Origin of the sequence: Flavobacterium sp. CAN_S2, from assembly GCF_015752255.1 — a bacterium.
GTDB lineage: Bacteria > Bacteroidota > Bacteroidia > Flavobacteriales > Flavobacteriaceae > Flavobacterium.
Genome location: NZ_JADOVA010000001.1, coordinates 1,452,880 through 1,470,337, shown reverse-complemented (window position 1 = coordinate 1,470,337; position 17,458 = coordinate 1,452,880). Strand labels below are relative to the sequence as shown.

19 protein-coding genes are annotated in these 17,458 nt (G+C 34.8%); 1 reads left to right on the top strand and 18 read right to left on the bottom strand.

Annotated features, from left to right (window positions below; genetic code table 11):
• Positions 1 to 15: 15 nt before the first annotated feature.
• The gene (locus tag IWX80_RS06610) at positions 16 to 888 is read right to left on the bottom strand and encodes an AraC family transcriptional regulator (protein ID WP_196852700.1); all 873 of its coding nucleotides are present in this window, start codon (positions 886 to 888) and stop codon (positions 16 to 18) included.
• Positions 889 to 1,076: 188 nt separating this feature from the next.
• Between IWX80_RS06610 and IWX80_RS06605 the strand changes: the two genes are divergently transcribed.
• Positions 1,077 to 1,673 (top strand): hypothetical protein, encoded by a 597-nt coding sequence (locus IWX80_RS06605; RefSeq protein WP_196852699.1) that lies wholly within the window; start codon positions 1,077 to 1,079, stop codon positions 1,671 to 1,673.
• Positions 1,674 to 1,748: 75 nt separating this feature from the next.
• Here the strand turns inward: IWX80_RS06605 and IWX80_RS06600 are convergent, their stop codons facing one another.
• The 17 genes from IWX80_RS06600 to IWX80_RS06520 all read right to left on the bottom strand — a co-directional run bounded on the left by IWX80_RS06600 (position 1,749) and on the right by IWX80_RS06520 (position 17,354).
• The gene (locus IWX80_RS06600) at positions 1,749 to 2,732 is read right to left on the bottom strand and encodes a Gfo/Idh/MocA family protein (RefSeq protein WP_196852698.1); all 984 of its coding nucleotides are present in this window, start codon (positions 2,730 to 2,732) and stop codon (positions 1,749 to 1,751) included.
• Positions 2,733 to 2,785: 53 nt separating this feature from the next.
• Positions 2,786 to 3,502: a DsbA family oxidoreductase gene (locus tag IWX80_RS06595; protein WP_196852697.1), complete on the bottom strand. Its 717-nt coding sequence runs from the start codon at positions 3,500 to 3,502 to the stop codon at positions 2,786 to 2,788.
• A 197-nt stretch (positions 3,503 to 3,699) separates the two neighbouring features.
• Positions 3,700 to 5,070 carry an NADH-quinone oxidoreductase subunit N gene (locus IWX80_RS06590; RefSeq protein ID WP_196852696.1) on the bottom strand — a complete coding sequence of 457 codons (1,371 nt, stop codon included), beginning with the start codon at positions 5,068 to 5,070 and terminating at the stop codon, positions 3,700 to 3,702.
• A 13-nt stretch (positions 5,071 to 5,083) separates the two neighbouring features.
• Positions 5,084 to 6,526, bottom strand: coding sequence for a complex I subunit 4 family protein (locus IWX80_RS06585; protein ID WP_196852695.1), 1,443 nt, complete (start codon positions 6,524 to 6,526; stop codon positions 5,084 to 5,086).
• 105 nt (positions 6,527 to 6,631) lie between these two features.
• The gene (nuoL, locus tag IWX80_RS06580) at positions 6,632 to 8,518 is read right to left on the bottom strand and encodes an NADH-quinone oxidoreductase subunit L (protein WP_196852694.1); all 1,887 of its coding nucleotides are present in this window, start codon (positions 8,516 to 8,518) and stop codon (positions 6,632 to 6,634) included.
• A 6-nt stretch (positions 8,519 to 8,524) separates the two neighbouring features.
• Positions 8,525 to 8,845, bottom strand: a complete 321-nt coding sequence (gene nuoK, locus IWX80_RS06575) for an NADH-quinone oxidoreductase subunit NuoK (protein ID WP_066079401.1) — start codon at positions 8,843 to 8,845, stop codon at positions 8,525 to 8,527.
• Position 8,846: 1 nt separating this feature from the next.
• Positions 8,847 to 9,359 carry an NADH-quinone oxidoreductase subunit J family protein gene (locus tag IWX80_RS06570; protein ID WP_196852693.1) on the bottom strand — a complete coding sequence of 171 codons (513 nt, stop codon included), beginning with the start codon at positions 9,357 to 9,359 and terminating at the stop codon, positions 8,847 to 8,849.
• Positions 9,359 to 9,904: a NuoI/complex I 23 kDa subunit family protein gene (locus IWX80_RS06565; protein WP_113664538.1), complete on the bottom strand. Its 546-nt coding sequence runs from the start codon at positions 9,902 to 9,904 to the stop codon at positions 9,359 to 9,361. The genes IWX80_RS06570 and IWX80_RS06565 overlap by 1 nt, the downstream gene beginning before the upstream one ends.
• A 114-nt stretch (positions 9,905 to 10,018) precedes the next feature.
• Positions 10,019 to 11,071 carry an NADH-quinone oxidoreductase subunit NuoH gene (nuoH, locus tag IWX80_RS06560; RefSeq protein WP_196852692.1) on the bottom strand — a complete coding sequence of 351 codons (1,053 nt, stop codon included), beginning with the start codon at positions 11,069 to 11,071 and terminating at the stop codon, positions 10,019 to 10,021.
• On the bottom strand, positions 11,064 to 12,113 hold the full coding sequence (locus IWX80_RS06555) for a 2Fe-2S iron-sulfur cluster-binding protein (RefSeq protein ID WP_196852691.1): 1,050 nt from the start codon (positions 12,111 to 12,113) through the stop codon (positions 11,064 to 11,066). The genes nuoH and IWX80_RS06555 overlap by 8 nt, the downstream gene beginning before the upstream one ends.
• Before the next feature lie 18 nt (positions 12,114 to 12,131).
• Positions 12,132 to 13,499 carry an NADH-quinone oxidoreductase subunit NuoF gene (gene nuoF, locus IWX80_RS06550; RefSeq protein WP_196852690.1) on the bottom strand — a complete coding sequence of 456 codons (1,368 nt, stop codon included), beginning with the start codon at positions 13,497 to 13,499 and terminating at the stop codon, positions 12,132 to 12,134.
• A 1-nt stretch (position 13,500) separates the two neighbouring features.
• Positions 13,501 to 14,031 carry a complex I 24 kDa subunit family protein gene (locus IWX80_RS06545; protein WP_196852689.1) on the bottom strand — a complete coding sequence of 177 codons (531 nt, stop codon included), beginning with the start codon at positions 14,029 to 14,031 and terminating at the stop codon, positions 13,501 to 13,503.
• A 49-nt stretch (positions 14,032 to 14,080) separates the two neighbouring features.
• Entirely contained in the window at positions 14,081 to 15,319 is a 1,239-nt protein-coding gene (locus IWX80_RS06540; RefSeq protein WP_196852688.1) for an NADH-quinone oxidoreductase subunit D, read from the bottom strand.
• A 35-nt stretch (positions 15,320 to 15,354) separates the two neighbouring features.
• Positions 15,355 to 15,876 (bottom strand): NADH-quinone oxidoreductase subunit C, encoded by a 522-nt coding sequence (locus IWX80_RS06535; protein WP_196852687.1) that lies wholly within the window; start codon positions 15,874 to 15,876, stop codon positions 15,355 to 15,357.
• 3 nt (positions 15,877 to 15,879) lie between these two features.
• Entirely contained in the window at positions 15,880 to 16,428 is a 549-nt protein-coding gene (locus IWX80_RS06530; RefSeq protein WP_196852686.1) for an NADH-quinone oxidoreductase subunit B, read from the bottom strand.
• Positions 16,429 to 16,506: 78 nt separating this feature from the next.
• Positions 16,507 to 16,872: an NADH-quinone oxidoreductase subunit A gene (locus IWX80_RS06525; protein WP_113664546.1), complete on the bottom strand. Its 366-nt coding sequence runs from the start codon at positions 16,870 to 16,872 to the stop codon at positions 16,507 to 16,509.
• A gap of 287 nt (positions 16,873 to 17,159) precedes the next feature.
• Positions 17,160 to 17,354: a cold-shock protein gene (locus IWX80_RS06520; RefSeq protein WP_007137066.1), complete on the bottom strand. Its 195-nt coding sequence runs from the start codon at positions 17,352 to 17,354 to the stop codon at positions 17,160 to 17,162.
• Positions 17,355 to 17,458: the final 104 nt, after the last annotated feature.

Below are 17,458 nucleotides of genomic sequence, written 5' to 3'. Positions count from 1 at the left end.
ATATTAGTATTTATGCTACTTCAGTACTGATCGTAATTCCTGACGGTATTGCGAAGCGCTTTTGCCGGTAAACTCTTTGAACGATTTATTGAAATAACTAAAATTATTGAAACCACTTTCATAGCAAATTTCACTAATGCTGATAGGTTTCTCAGCAAGCAATTTCGAGGCGTGAACCAAGCGATAATCATTGACGAATTTGGTAAAGGTTTTATTGGTAATCTTTTTGAAATACCTGCAAAAAGAAGGTTCTGTCATACTCACCAGTTCCGAAACTTCTTCCAGCGTAATATGTTCCTGAAAATTATCTTTTACGTAATTAAAAACAGCGTTGATACGGTCATTATCCTGCATTTGCATTTCCATCGAAAATCCATCTGCATTCAGAACAGTCGCTTCATTGGATAATTCCAGTTCATTTAGAATACTTAGCATGGTCAATAAGCGATCGAATTGCGACTGTTGTTCCATCGATTCTATTTTCTTCCCGATATTTTTTTTGGTTTCACCATGAAAAGCAATTCCGGCTTTGGCTTGACTAAAAAGATTCCGAATATTCGTCATTTCAGAAATATCAAAAAAACCGTTCCCTAAGAAATCCGGTTTCATCTGGATTACCGTTTCATTTTTATTCCCGGTTTCTTCATTGGTAAACCCACAGTGCGGCAGGTTACTTCCTATCAAAATCAAATCCCCATCGGTATAATACGAAATATGGCTTCCAATCTGGCGTTTTCCAGAACCGCCATTTACAAAAACCAGTTCAATTTCAGGATGATAATGCCACAAGTGTGCTTTGCTATTCGCGTTTTCGACATATTTCGAAAAGTAAAAAGAACTCCCAAAGGATGGAGCAATAATTTCAAAAGCTGGCGGTATAATTTTCATACGAATCCGTATTTAGAATTAGCACAAATTTACCAAAAATAGACACTCAATTAACTTTTTTAACCTTAATCGATTTCGTAAAAGGTAAAATAGCACACAAATTAGAAAATTCAGCACTACTCATAATGAATAGGTTACAGTAATTTAGCCTCAGATAAATATCATTATAAATCTAAAAATTTACAATTATGAAAAAGATTTTAAAATTTAGTTTAGTGTTAGCCGCAGTAGTATTGACTGCCGCACAAGCACACGCCGGAAACGCAGATTTTTCACTGGATTTAATAAAAGAAGAGGGAAAAACGGTAAGTTTTAATTTGAAAGAGACAAAGAAAATTGATTTGTCCATTTATGACACCAATGACGGTTTAATCTATCAGGAAAAAGTTACTTCTGAAGAAAATATCAGCAGAACATACGATTTGACTGCTTTGCCAGACGGAATCTACTTCTTGAAAGCAGAGAGTGATCTTAAAATTTCAAAGTACAAAATTGAAGTTGTAGGTAACAAAGCTAAATTATCAGCTGATGCTATTTCTGAGGTGTACAAACCAGTTTTAGTGAACAAAAACGGAATGGTTACCGTGAACATTTTAAACTTAGAAAAAACCCCGGTTAGTGTTGCCATTTACAACTCAGAGGAAAATGAAGTGTATAATGAAACTTTGACCGCTGATCTTTATGTTGGCAAAATATTTGATTTAACTAGCGCTCCTAGTTCAAAATATACGTTTGAGATTACTTATAACGGAAAAACATATATTGAAACTGTGACTACCAAGTAGTGATTAAATAAATTGTTGTAGTAAAGAGGCTTTCTTCGGATTGCCTCTTTTTTTTGTTTTAAATAGATGAAAATCTTAAAAATTTCCAATTATAGAATCCATAATCCAACTCGTATGGGTTGCTGTTAAACCTGTAGAAGGGTGTTTACTATTCCCCAAAAGATCTTCTCGCATTTGCTGAACATGATACAACTGAATATTTTCAGGATGCTCAATGATCAATTCCGTTTGTCCTTGTTCGTTAGAAAGCACTACAGGATCATTTTCAAACACAGAAAACGTTATTTTTCCTTTGCTTCCATAAATGTCCACTTTATCTTCCCGTTCAAAACAACCAAAGTTCCAGCTTCCTGAGCCAGTAATTCCAGACTCATGCAACCAACAAGCCGCAGAGGCATCTTTAGCTGAATACAATCCCTGTTGATTGAGGCTTAAGCCCGAAACCTCTTTTATGTTTCCCAATAAATGCGTGAATAAATCCAGTCCATGACTTGCTAAATCATCAAAATAACCGCCTGTAGCAATAGTGGCATCAGTACGCCAATTGTATTCTCCAGATAAATCTTTAGCATTTGCCGGTTTACTCAAATGCCATCTTATATGCCTGATTTCGCCGATGCAACCTGTATCAAGCCATGTTTTTATCTGTTCAAAACGGGGTAATGTCCGGCGGTAATAGGCAACAAACAAAGGAATATCTTTTGCAGCAAAAACATCATAAATGTCGAGACTATCTTGGTAATTTGGTGCCAAAGGTTTTTCGATACAACAAATCTTACCGGCTGCAGCGACCTTCAATCCATAAAATTTATGAACGTCGGGAGGCGTTGCAATGTAAATCGCATCAATCTCAGGATCATTAATTAAATCATCAGCATTGGTGTAATACTTGCTTATTCCGTGTCTTTTAGCATAATCAGCAGCCTTAACCACATCTCTTCGCATTACTGCTACGACTTCAAAACCATCTGTTTTCTGGTAAGCAGGACCACTTTTCAGTTCGGTAACATTACCACAGCCTAATATTCCCCAACGGATTACTTTTGTACGTTCACTCATAATTACTAATTTTTCAATGCTTCTGACAATTTAGAATAAAATGATTTATAGTTTTAATCACAACCATCGATTCCACAACTGTCTCCATCTGTAGTATTTAATACCTTTACTTTCGAATCAAATTTTCCTTCTTCCCATACTTTTTCAAGTGTTTTCACAAAAGTTTCCACATGTTGTGCACCCGAAACCGCATATTTATTATCGAAAACAAAGAACGGAACACCTTGGACACCGATAGATTGTGCTTCATCAATATCTTGCTGCACTTCATTTGCGTAAGCATTAGAATGTAATACTTCATCAATGGATACAGCATTTAGTCCTACTTCCAGTCCCAATGCTTTCAATGTATCCAAATCATTTATGTTCTTCCCGTCAGTCAAATAGGCTTTGAACAACAATTCTTCTAAGTCATTTGCCAAATTATACTTTTTCGCCAAATGTAACAAACGATGCGCATGCAATGAATTTGCCATAACGGCTTTTTCAAAATGAAAATCCAATCCTGAATTTTTAGCATTTTGAGTCATATTATCCAGCATCTCTTGTGCCCAATTGGTATCTTTTCTATATTTTTCTGCCAAATGCTCTACCATATTATCCTCGGGAGAAGCAACAAAGCCAGCGTCTAGCTGAAAGCTTTTCCATTCGATTTCAACTGCATCTTTATGTTCGAAATTTTGTAGCGCACCTTCTATTCTTCTTTTTCCTATGTAACAAAACGGACACATGATATCTGACCAGATTTGTATTTTTAATGTATTTGCCATCTTACTTTCTTTAATTAAATTCAAATTGACTCTGTGATACAAAATTAATAAATTCAATTTTTACCTTTTTGTGTTTAAGTATTTAATTATAGATACTGGAATAGTAAATATTTATTCCTATCAAGAAAACACGTTTAAACCAAAAAAACCATCAAAATTGCTCTTGATGGTTTTCTGTATATTTTTAAAACTTTGGTTTATACCAATAAGTCCAAAATAAATGAAGGATACAAACCTAAGGCAATATTCAAAACAATTGCTATAACAGCAACGGCATAAATGATAACCGGAGTTCCTTTTCTTTCTTCATTAGGTTCTTTGGTATACATCGCCAAAATCAATTTGAAGTAATAACCAACACTAATAATAGAGTTCACAACCGCTACGATTACTAAAGCCAAGTAACCCGCTTGAATCGTTTGATTGAACAAAACCAACTTAGCAAAGAATCCTGCAAAAATTGGAATACCAGCCATTGAAAGTAAAGCTGCCGTAAGAATAGCTGCTAACAATGGATTCGTTTTTCCTAAACCGTGGAAATTAACCACATCTTCGTTGTCTCTATTTTTACAAACGTATAAAATCACACTAAAAGCAGCGATTCCAGATAAAGAATACGCTGATGCATAATACAACAAGCTTCCTGCTGATGTAGACAAACTCAATAAAGTCATCAACATAAACCCAGCATGAGAAACCCCTGAAAAAGCCAACATACGTTTTACATTCGTTTGTCTCAAGGCCATGATATTACCAACAGTCATCGAAGCCATTGAAATAATAACTACTACCATTTTGAATGACTCTGAAACATCAGCATTCATTACTGATAATAATTTATACAAAGTTGCCATAGCAACTACTTTGGCTAAAGTACTCATCAATGCTGTTGTCAATGCCGGAGAACCTTCGTAAACGTCAGGTGCCCAGAAATGGAATGGAACTGCAGCTACTTTAAATAACATTCCGATAGTTACCAATACAATTCCGATTGGGAACCAAACCGGTAACTCAGCTGATTGTGATAATTCACTGATTTCCGTAACATCAAAACTTCCCATAGCTCCGTAAATTAAACAGATACCAAAAAGAATAATTCCCGAAGCAAAAGATCCCATCAAGAAATACTTCATTCCCGCTTCGTTACTTTTTAAATTCATACGATCACTTGCCGCAAGAATATACAGCGCAATTGATAATACTTCAATTCCTAAAAAGAACATTGCTAAGTTTCCAAAAGAAACCATTGCTACTGCTCCTGCCAATAAAAATATTTTTATGGCAATATAATCAGAGATTTTAGATTGATGATTTTCGTAAAAATTATGTCCCAAAGCCACCAAGAAAATGGTAAGCACAATAAACAAAGACGAAAAGGTACTTGAAAATTTACTCACAACAATCATGTTATTGTAGTAACTCTCCGTAGAATTAAATTCAGATATAGTTAAACCCAACACTCCCAATAATCCAAGTATTGTTATTGGAACAATGGCTTTCCTTAAATTAAAAATTTCAAATAAAAGGCATAAAACACCTAATCCTATTATAGCTATTAATGTATTCATTTTTTTATTTGACTTAGTTAATTCGGTTTATTTGAGTTAAAATTTCTTCCAGACTTGGCGTAATCAAATCGGTAATTGGTTTTGGATACATCCCAAAAAAGAACAAAACACCAATTATAAGTACCAATGTTATTCCTTCATTGACAGTCACATCAGCAAAAGGCTTTGTATTTGTTTCTCCCAACATCGCATGTTGAAACATTTTCAACATATAATACGCTCCTAAAATTATGGTAGTTCCTCCTAAAATGGCAAACCAAATATTAATTTGTGAAAGACTGTATAAAACGGTGAATTCTCCAATAAAGTTAAAAGTAGTAGGCAAAGCAACAGATGCCAATACCAAAATCAAAAACATCGAAGTGAATTTTGGTGATTGTGTTCGAATACCACCCATTTCAGCAATGGCTCTGGTTTCATATCTTCTAAATATAATTTCAGCGGCATAAAACAATCCAACAACTACAAAACCGTGAGCAATCATTTGTAAAACTGCACCACGCAATCCGTCTAATGTCAAAGTGTATGTTCCTGCTGCAATTAATCCAACGTGAGCCAAAGAAGAATACGCTAATAATTTCTTTAAATCTTTTTGTTTCAATGCAACGATAGAACCGTAAATCACACCAGCAATTCCAAGTCCTATGAAAATATACATGTACTCTTTGGCTGCCAATGGAGCTAATGGCAATTGCCAACGAATAACGCTATACAATCCCATTTTTAGCATGATACCAGACAAAAGCATTGTCCCAACAGTTGGTGCTTTTTGATACACATTTGCTTGCCAAGTGTGGAAAGGAATTAATGGAATCTTAATTGCATACGCTAAGAAGAAAGCTAGGAATATCCATAATTGTTCGGTAGCTGTTAGGTTCAATTTGTATAAATCTTCTAATAAAAGACTTCCTGCTTTTTGATACATATAAACAAAAGCCACTAACATAAATAAAGAACCTGCTAAGGTGTAGATAAAGAATTTAACTACTGCTTTTTTGCGCTCTTCTGTATCTCCGTTACCCCAAATTAAAGCGATAAAGTAAATAGGAATCAACGATAATTCCCAGAAAATATAATACAAAAGACCATCTGACGCCAAGAATGTTCCTGCCATTGCAAACGACATAAACAAGATTAACGCATAAAATGATTTTGAATTTTTATAGTCATTTCCAAAAGAAGAAAAAATAATTATTGGAGTCAAAACTGTGGTCAATAACAGCATCGCCATCGATAATCCATCTGCTTTTAGAGCAAAAGAAATATTAGGTTGCGTAATCCACTGGTTGATGAAACTGATATTTTCACCTAAATTATAGTGATTTAATAATACAATAGAAGCGCCTGCTGCAGCTAACCCAAAGAACAAAGCCACTTTTGAAGCCAGTTTATCGCCTGCAAGAAAAGTTGCAAACGCACCAACCAAAAGTATAATTAATATTAGAGATACATTCATTTGTAATTTTTTATTGTTTTTTAAAGGTCAAATGTAATAGACTTTTAAAAGATAATTTATTTTAAAATTGAAATTTTGGTATTAAAAAGTCTATTTTATGATAGATTATTGTTGAGCTAAAAATAAATAAGAAACAATGGCACAAAGTCCTAATACAAAAACAAAAAGATAAAGACCAATGCTTCCATTTTGAATTTTCTTTCCTTGGTAACTTATTTCGTTAGTAACTTTTCCGAATCCAAAAACTAAAGCTGATAAACCAGTTTCTACAGTGTCTCTGAAAAAACGAGACAAGAAATTAATTGGTTTAACAAAAATAGCGTCATAAAATTCATCAATATAATATTTATTGTAAAGCACTTTAGAAAATCCTGTAATTTCAGCATCTTCAGTCGGAACTGTATTTTGTTTGATATATTTAGTGTAAGCAATACCAATTCCTACTAATCCACCCACAACAGCAATGGCCATCAAGGTATATTCAGTAGTCCCTAAATGGTGCTCAGCGGTTGCTAATTTTGGTAAAATTGGAATCAAATAATGATTCAACCAACTGTTTCCTGGCAAACTAATCATACCACCGATGGTAGCTAAAATTGCTAAAACAATCAAAGGAATAGTAATCAAAGAAGGACTTTCGTGCAAATGGTGTTTTTGTTCTGCGGTTCCTCTAAATTCTTGGAAGAATGTTAAGAACATTAAACGGAACATATAAAACGCAGTCATTATAGAGGCAACCGAAGCCACAACCCATAACGGAATATTATGATGGAAAGCAACTAATAAGATTTCGTCTTTTGAGAAAAATCCTGAGAATAATGGAACTCCGGAAATCGCTAAAGAAGCAATTAACATCGTTGCAAACGTAATTGGCATTGCTTTTTTCAAGCCACCCATATATCGCATGTCTTGTTCTCCGTGCAAAGCATGAATTACAGAACCTGAACCCAAGAACAAACAAGCTTTGAAGAAAGCGTGTGTGATTACATGGAAAACAGCTACTTCATAAGCGCCCAATCCCAAAGCTAAGAACATCAATCCTAATTGAGAAACGGTAGAATAAGCCAAAACTTTCTTGATATCATTTTGAACCAATCCAATGGTTGCAGCTACCAAAGCAGTAACAGCTCCAACTATCGCAATTATCGATTGAACATCTGGAGTCAAATCAAATAAGAAATTCAATCTGGTAATCATAAAAATTCCTGCAGTTACCATCGTAGCCGCGTGAATCAATGCTGAAACTGGTGTTGGACCTGCCATCGCATCTGGTAACCAAGTATATAACGGGATTTGAGCTGATTTACCGCAAGCTCCAATAAATAAAGCGAAAGCAGCAACAGAAAGCCAATACATATCAAGATTTGTTGCACCGGCAATAGCCGTTTTTAAAGTAGCATAATCTAAAGTTGAGAATAAATTTCCAAGAATGAAAATTCCAACTAACAACCCTAAATCACCAATACGGTTCATGATGAATGCTTTCTTTGCAGCGTCATTGTACTCTTGGTTTTTATGCCAAAATCCAATTAACAGATAAGAACAAAGACCTACGCCTTCCCAACCGATGAACAATACTAATAAGTTACTTCCTATTACTAATGTAATCATGAAGAATATAAACAGATTCAAATACGCGAAAAACTTATGCATATTTTCATCATCGTGCATGTAACTTATGGAATACAAATGAATCAAAGATCCAATTCCAGTTACGAAAAGCAACCATAAAATAGATAATTGGTCCAATTGAAATCCAAAATCAACATTGAAGTTACTGATTTGGATCCAGTCAAAAAGTGAAATACGAATTCCTTCCGGTTGCGCTGAAATTCCACTAAAGAAATAAGCAGTTGCAATAAAAGAAACTAAAACTGAAAGTGCTCCTATTATTCCAGAAAGTGATTTTCCAAGACTTTTGCCAAAGAAAATATTGATTAAAAATCCTAAAAAAGGAGCGAGAACTAAAACTAAAGCTATATTGGTATTCATTTCCATTTATCCTTTTAAGTTTTTTAAATTATCGATAGTAATTGATCCTAAATTTCTAAAAATAGAAACTAGAATTGCCAATCCTACCGCAACTTCTGCCGCAGCAACAGCCATCGAAAAGAACACAAAAACTTGTCCTTGCGCATCTTGATGATAGGTTGAAAATGCTACAAACAATAAGTTTACTGCATTCAGCATAATTTCAATTGACATAAATACGATAATGGCATTTCGTCTGTACAACACTCCAAAAACGCCAATACAAAAAAGTATTACGCTTAGGAATATATAATTTTCAATACCAATGTGGTTTAAAATATTGTTCATCTTATTTTTGCAATTTTTCTTTTTTAGACAATAACACAGTTCCAATCATAGCAACCAAAAGTAATATAGAAGCAAATTCAAACGGAACCATATATTCATTCAGCAGGATTTTACCCAATACTTTTATAGACTGATAATCTTCGCCGGTAGTTACGTATTCTCCAACAATAGGTTTTGAATTGATGAAAATAGCTATCAAAACCAAACAAATCAAACAAAAAGAAACAATAGCTCCTAATCGCGTAATTCTAGGTCGGTGCACTTCTCTTTCCTCATTTAAATTCATCAACATGATGGTGAACAAAAACAAAATCATAATCGCTCCCGAATAAACAATGACATGTACTATTGCTAAAAATTGAGCATTCAGTAATAAATAATGACCTGCAATCGAAAAGAAACAAATCACTAAATAAATAGCGCTGTGAATCGGATTTTTGCTAAAAATTGTCAAAAATGCGGTTGCTAGTGTGATAGCAGCCAATACACAAAAAATTATAAGTATTGTAGACATTAGTTAGCGTTTTTAAGTTGAGCATTTTTCATTGCCATTTCAAGCGGCATGACCAATTTGTCTTTTCCAAAGATGAAATCTTCTCTCTCATAACTGGAAGGAACCAATACTTTAGAAGTTGTCAGGTAAATTGCATCTTTCGGACAAGCCTCTTCACACAATCCACAAAAAATACAACGCAACATATTGATTTCATATATCGACGCGTATTTTTCTTCTCTGTACAAATGTTTTTCATCTGCTCTGCGCTCTTCAGCTTTCATCGTTATTGCTTCTGCAGGACAAGACAACGCACATAAACCACAAGCCGTACAATTCTCACGACCTTGCTCATCACGCTTCAACATGTGCTGACCGCGATACACCGGACTCATTTCACGTACTTGCTCCGGATATTGAATCGTTACTTTTCTAGTAAACAAATGCTGAATCGTAATTATCAAACCTTTGACAATCGCAACAAGATACATTCTTTCCCAAAAAGTCATCTCCTTGTTAGAGACTTGCTTTTTTCTTCCCGATAAGGATATAGTTTCTATTGACATTTTTTATTTTTATTTGAAGCTTAATCCTGCTATTCGTTTCAATCTTTTATGTTTTTGAAGAAAAAACATAAAAGGATTTCCACTGCTATCAGGGCTAGGGCTTTTCGGTACTAATTAAAATCCTAAATAAGCAGCAATATCTGCTCGCAAAATTACAATTCCAGTAATTATAATATTAATAATCGCTAACGGGATTAGAACTTTCCATCCTAAATGCATCAATTGATCATATCTGAATCTTGGAATGGTCCAACGAACCCACATATAGAAAAAGATGAATCCACATAATTTGATAAACAAAGCACCAAATCCTAAAATATTGGCAATATTTACACCCCAATTTTCAACAACCCAACTCATTCCTGGATAATTATATCCTCCAAAGAATAAAACCGCTAAAATAGTGGAAGAGATAAACATATTCGCATATTCAGCAAATAAATAAAATCCCATTTTCATCGAAGAATACTCCGTGTGATACCCTCCAATTAATTCACTTTCGCATTCCGCTAAGTCAAAAGGAGTTCTATTTGCTTCCGCAAAAGCACAGATTAGAAAAATAATAAAAGACAGGGGCTGATAAAAAACATTCCAATTCATTCCCGCTTGTTGCTCAGATATCTCTCTTAGACTTAAAGTTCCAGTCATCATCAACAATGCAATGATGGATAAACCCATAGCAATTTCATAAGATACCATTTGCGAAGCAGCACGTACAGCACTGATCAAAGAGAACTTATTATTAGATGCCCAGCCACCAATCATGATTCCGTAAACACCCACTGATACTACTCCAAAAAAGTATAACAATCCAATGTTTAAATCCGTTGCCTGCAATAAAATATCTCTTCCAAACAAATGCAATCTATCTCCCCAAGGAATTACGGCACTTGTCATTAAAGCAGTACTCATTGCGATTGCCGGACCTACAAAAAACAAAAATCTGTTTGGTGTATTTGGTTCAAATTCCTCTTTAGAAAATAATTTTAAACCATCGGCAAGCGGTTGAAATAATCCAAAAGGACCAGCTCTATTTGGTCCAACACGGTCTTGAAGCCAAGCGGCAACTTTTCGTTCCGCCCAAGTGCTGTACATTGCCATCAACATTGTCAAAGCAAAAACGGCAACAATAATGACACTTTTTTCTATGATAATAGTACTATCCATTATTACCCAAGCTTTTTTGATTAATAATGTCTTCTTCGGTCAATGGAATCTCGACCATGCTTATTTTCTTACGGTCTTCTTCTCTACCTAAAAGAATATGATCTTCAGTAGCGATTTCAACTTTCTGTAATTTCCTGTTGTATTTATTTTGGTTGATAACCGAGTCTTTTTCGAATGCTCTTGGTCCTTCAATAACCCAGTCTTTTATTTCTTTATGATCAAAACGACAACCATTACAAATAAATTCGTCTACTTCATGGTACTCATCTTTTCTTCCAGTAACACGTTGAATTTCGTCACCAAACATCCAAACGGTAGTTTTTCCAGAACAAGTAGGGCAATCTCTGTGTGCATTATAAGGCTTGCTGAACCAAACTCTAGATTTAAATCTAAATGTTTTATCAGTTAAAGCACCTACAGGACAAACATCAATCATATTTCCGGAGAATTCATTATCAACCGCTTTAGAAATACAAGTTGATATATTAGAATGATCTCCTCTATCCATTACTCCGTGAACACGATCGTCAGTCAACTGATCTGCAACCATTACGCAACGGTAACAAAGGATGCAACGGTTCATGTGCAATTGAATATTTGGACCAATATTTTCTGGCTCAAAAGTTCTTTTTTCTTCGATAAAACGAGTTTCTGATTTCCCGTGCTCAAAGCTTAAATTTTGTAAATCACATTCTCCTGCCTGATCACAAACCGGACAATCTAATGGGTGATTGATCAATAAAAACTCTGTTACAGATTTTCTGGCTTCGGTTACCCTTGGTGAAGATTTACTGTTCACTTCCATTCCGTCCATACAACCAGTTACACAAGATGCCATTAATTTAGGCATTGGTCTTGGGTCCGCTTCACTTCCTTTGGAAACTTCAACTAAACAACAACGACATTTTCCACCGCTACCTTTTAGTTTAGAATAATAGCACATTGCTGGCGGAACTACTTCTCCACCTATCATACGTGCTGCCTGCAGGATTGTTGTTCCTGGTTCTACTTCTATGCTTTGACCGTCTATGGTTACTTTCATTTTCTGAAATTCTTGACTTTATACGATTACTTTAGAAACTAAATGCTTTACTTTTTCAAAAGGTTCCGAAACAAAATGATCTCTATTCTTTATTTTTTCCGGGAAACGAATATGGTATTCAAACTCTTCTCTAAAATGACGAATTGCTGCTGCCACTGGCCAAGCTGCCGCATCACCTAATGGGCAAATGGTGTTTCCTTCAATTTTACTTTGAATGCTCAATAGCAAATCAATATCTTCTTCACGACCGTGACCATTTTCAATTCGGTGCAATACTTTTTCCATCCAACCTGTACCTTCACGACAAGGCGAACATTGTCCACAGCTTTCATGATGATAAAAACGAGAGAAATTCCAAGTATTACGAACGATACAAGACGTATCATTGTAAACAATAAATCCGCCTGATCCTAACATAGAACCCGTTGCAAATCCACCGTCACTTAACGATTCGTACGACATCAAACGATCTTCACCGTTTGCCGTTTTATAAATTAAATGTGCTGGTAAAACGGGAACAGAACTTCCTCCCGGTACAAATGCTTTCAAAGGTCTGTCAGAACTCATTCCGCCTAAATATTCATCAGAATTCATGAATTCGTAAACACTTAAACCCAATTCAATTTCGTAAACACCCGGGTTTTTAATATGCCCTGAAGCCGAAATTAATTTGGTTCCTGTAGAACGTCCAATACCAATTTTAGCATATTCCGCACCTGAATTATTAACAATCCAAGGCACAGCGGCAATTGTTTCTACGTTATTTACAACCGTTGGATTTGCCCAAAGTCCTGAAATTGCAGGAAATGGTGGTTTGATACGAGGATTTCCTCTTTTTCCTTCCAATGATTCAATCAAGGCAGTTTCTTCACCACAAATGTAAGCTCCGGCACCACAATGAACATAAAGTTCTAAATCATATCCTGAACCTAATATATTTTTACCCAAAAATCCAGCAGCTTTTGCTTCATTAATGGCTCTTTCTAATATTTTATAAACCCACATGTATTCTCCACGAATGTAGATGTAGGATAGGTTTGCACCCAATGCATAACTGGAAGTAATCATTCCCTCAATCAATAAATGAGGAATAAATTCCATCAAATAACGGTCTTTAAAAGTTCCCGGTTCTGATTCATCCGCATTACAAACTAAATGTCTTGGTTTTCCTGATTTTTTATCAATAAAACTCCATTTCATTCCTGCTGGGAAACCTGCTCCACCACGACCACGCAATCCTGAAGTTTTCACTTCTTCAACAACTTCGTCCGGTGTTAATGTTTTTAGAGCTTTTTCTACTGAAGCATAACCTCCGTTTTGACGGTATACTTCGTAAGTTTTAATTCCTGGAATATTTATTTTGTCTAATAATATTTTTTGTGACATATTATTTATCGTGTAATATTATTGTATCGTTTTTGCAATCTTCAATTAACTGGTCGATTTTTGCTGCCGTCAAATGTTCTTTGTAAAAATCGCCTAATTGCATCATTGGAGCGTAACCACAAGCTCCTAAACATTCAACTCCTCTCACTTCAAAAAGACCATCTGGAGTAGGTTCTCCTACTTTTACACCTAATTTTTCACAAGTGTAATCCATTAAATCCTCCACTCCATTCAAACAACAAGGAGAAGTTTGACAAAATTCGAACATGTATTTTCCAATTGGTCTTTGGTTGTACATCGTATAAAACGACACTACTTCATAAACTTCAATGGGCTTAATCAAAAGTATTTCGGCTACTTTATTCATTAATTCAATACTCAACCAATTCTCGTGAGCATCTTGAACTTCATGCAAAACAGGCAATAAAGCCGATTTTCTTTTGTCTTCAGGATAATGACTAATCAATTCATTGATGCGAGACATCAATGCTTCAGTCATATTTATTTCTTGTTTGTGATAAGTTCTTTCCATTTTTTTTAAATCTGAAATCTAAAATCGTTAATCAACAATCTGATATCTTTTATGCGTCTAATTCTCCGGCAATAACATTTAAACTTGACAAAATAACAATTGCATCCGATAGTAATGAACCTTTAATCATTTCTGGATACGCTTGATAGTAAATAAAACAAGGTCTGCGGAAATGCAATCTATAAGGAGTTCGACTTCCGTCAGTAACCAAATAAAAACCTAGTTCTCCGTTTCCACCTTCAACAGGATGATATATTTCGGCAACCGGAACAGGAACTTCACCCATCACTATTTTGAAATGGTAAATCAAAGATTCCATGTTATGGTATACATCTTCTTTTGGGGGAAGGTAGTAATCTGGAACATCAGCATGAAAGTCATTTCCTTCCGGCATTTTTGCTAATGCTTGGCGAATGATACTCAAACTCTCCCAAACTTCGGCATTACGAACACAAAAACGATCGTAAGTATCTCCCGATTTTCCAACAGGAATAATAAAATCAAAATCTTCGTAAGAAGAATACGGTTGCGCTACACGAACATCATAATCAACACCTGCAGCACGTAAATTTGGACCTGTAAACCCATAAGCCATAGCTTGTTCAGCCGTTATAGCTCCAACATTTACAGTTCTGTCAATAAAAATTCTATTTCTTTCGAATAAGTTTTCAAATTCTTTCCAAGCTGCTGGAAAGTCTTGTAAAAACACATCTAATTTTCTAAAAGCTTCTGGTGACCAATCTCTTTCGAAACCACCAATTCTTCCCATATTAGTAGTTAAACGAGCACCACAAATTTCTTCATAGATTTCGTATACTTTTTCTCTAAACTGGAATACGTATAAAAACCCAGTATAAGCTCCGGTATCCACTCCAAGGATTGAATTACAGATAATGTGATCCGTGATTCTTGCCAATTCCATTACGATAACTCTTAAATATTGTGCTCTTTTAGGAACTTCAATATCCAATAATTTTTCTAATGTCATCCACCAGCCCATATTGTTTATAGGTGATGAACAATAGTTCATTCTATCCGTAAGAGGTGTGATTTGGTAAAAAGGACGATTTTCAGCGATTTTTTCGAAAGCCCTGTGAATGTAACCAATAGTTGGTTCAGCTTCCAGAATTCTTTCTCCATCCATCAACAGGATATTTTGAAAAATACCGTGTGTAGCTGGGTGAGTTGGTCCTAAATTAAGAATCGTAAGCTCGCTTCCGTCTTCATTTAGTTGGGCTGCAATTCTTTTAGCATAGCGATGCTCTGGTGGTAATAATAGTTCTGACATTTATTTAATGTGAAAAATTATAATAGTGTGTGTTTTTAATAATTGTCGGTTGTTCTTCCAAAGAAACGATCATCTTTATCAGTTCTTCCGCTGTCTTCCATTGGGAATTCTTTTCGCATTGGAAAGGAAATCATTTCATCCATATTCAAAATACGTTTCAACTGCGGATGACCAATGAAGTTTATCCCATAAAAATCAAACGTTTCTCTTTCCATCCAGTTAGAACTCAAGAAAATATTTGATATCGTTTTTATTTCAGGCTTTTCACCATTGATAAAAGCTTTGATTTTAATTCTTTTGTTTTCATACCAATTGTGCAAATGATACACCACCGCAAACTGATGATCAACATCATTGTCAGGATAGTGAATCCCACACAAATCAGTTAAAAAATGAAAACGTAATATTGGGTCATTTTTCAAAAAAAGAATCACCGCCGTAATTTTATCGGCAGCGACTTCAAATGAAAATATATCTCTTTCTTGATTGAATTCAAAAACAGCTGAATCAAATGTTTCAACTAATTTTTCTTGGATTTGTATCGTTTCTAGCGCCATTATTTATTTGATATTATAAGAAGCTAATAATTCTTGGTATTCTGGAGAACTTCTTCTTCTTACCGATTCCATTCTAACCAACTCTTGCAATTTCATAACTCCGTCTACAATTTGTTCTGGTCTTGGCGGACAACCCGGAACATAAACATCAACCGGAATTACTTTATCAATTCCTTGCAAAACAGAATAGGTGTCGAAAACCCCACCTGAGCAAGCACAAGCTCCAACAGCTATTACCCAACGAGGCTCAGCCATTTGCTCATAAACCTGACGTAAAATAGGCGCCATTTTCTTTGAGATTGTTCCCATTACCAGTAGCATATCTGCTTGACGAGGAGAAAAACTCACTCTTTCCGAGCCAAAACGTGCCAAATCATAATGTGAAGCCATTGTTGCCATAAATTCAATTCCGCAACAAGAAGTTGCAAAAGGCAAAGGCCACAATGAATTTGCACGAGCCAATCCCACAACATCATTCAGTTTTGTAGCGAAGAAACCTTCGCCAACAACACCTTCTGGAGGGGCAACCATATTTACATTTGAATCACTCATTTTTTATTTTTTTGAATTGTAAATTTTGAATTATGGTGAACCCATTTAAACTCAAAATTCAGCCTTTAAAATAAATCTTTATTCCCACTCTAGGGCTTTCTTTTTGATGATGTAGAAAAAACCCACCAAAAGCAATAGCATAAAAATCACCATCTTAACCATTCCTTCCATGCCCAACTCTTTGAAATTGACCGCCCATGGATACAAGAAAATTACCTCAACATCAAACAAAACAAATAAAATAGCAACTAGAAAATATTTTACTGAAAATGGAATTCTTGCGTTTCCAACAGATTCAATACCACATTCAAAGTTTTTATCCTTTGCTTCAGAGGAACGCTTAGGACCTAATTTACCTGAAACCAATATTGTACCAACTACAAAACCTACAGCTAAAATAAACTGCATTACAATTGGAATATAATTTAATTGATCGGATTGCATATTGTGTGTTTTTTGATTAAGAGTAAGTGGCAAAGATAACTTTCAAATTATTAAATAACAATTAAAACTTAAAAATACATCCTTACTACATCGATGTAAATTTACAATTTTTATTAATTATAAATAAGAAAAGGCCGTTTTCTTAAGATGTGTTTAACGTTTATTTTATTTGACAATCTTAAATACCACGCTTATTTTTTTGGATTTTGTAGGTACAAAAAAAAACGTTCCGATATAAATCGAAACGTTTTTACCATTCGTAGGCAAAAAAAATTAATTTTTTATGCTTAGATAACTGCTACTTTCGCAGCAACTTTTCCTTTTCTTCCTTCTTCTTCTTCATAGCTTACTCTATCACCTTCGCGTAATTCTTCCGCGTTGATTCCTGATGCATGAACAAAAATGTCTTTTCCTGTTTCTTCGTCTGTAATGAATCCGTAACCTTTAGACTCATTGAAAAATTTAACTGTACCTGTACGCATTGTAATTGTAATAATAATTTATAATGAAGCAAATGTAATATTTAATATAATACGAAATGCTATCTTCTGTTTTTATTTTGTAAAAATATTGATATTCAACGTTT